Source organism: Burkholderia alba, assembly GCF_034721475.1.
Classification (GTDB): domain Bacteria; phylum Pseudomonadota; class Gammaproteobacteria; order Burkholderiales; family Burkholderiaceae; genus Burkholderia; species Burkholderia alba.
The window spans coordinates 1-340 of sequence record NZ_JAWJWL010000193.1 but is presented as its reverse complement, the minus strand read 5'-3'; the positions used below and the strand labels follow the sequence as shown (position 1 = coordinate 340).

Here is a 340-nt window from a genome sequence, read left to right as displayed (position 1 = left end):
TTTTTGCAGCTACGTCTTGCAAGATGGCCTTGTCCAAGCTCAATTCGGCGACCCGCTTCTTCAGCCGCGCATTCTCGTCCTGCAACTGCTTGAGTTCGCGTACCTGATCAGACTGCATCCCGGCGTATTGCTTCTTCCACCGATAGAACGTCTGTTCCGAAATACCGACCTGCCGGATCACATCGGCCACCGGCATCCCCAGTTCGGCTTGCTTCAGCACGGCCACAATCTGTTCGATCGAAAAGCGTTTCCGTTTCTTGACAAACGACCTCCTGGTTCAGGGTCAAGTTTGCCGCAAAACTCGCACTCGGATTGGTCCAGAATTCCTAAAGCGGATCAA

The 340-nt window shown here is 53.5% G+C and carries 1 protein-coding gene; it reads right to left on the bottom strand.

The genetic code is table 11. The features are described from left to right. Window positions 1-238 (bottom strand): transposase (locus tag RZR99_RS33185; protein WP_323123874.1); only part of this gene is annotated, 238 nt, incomplete at its 3' end. Between the last annotated feature and the right edge of the window lie 102 nt (window positions 239-340).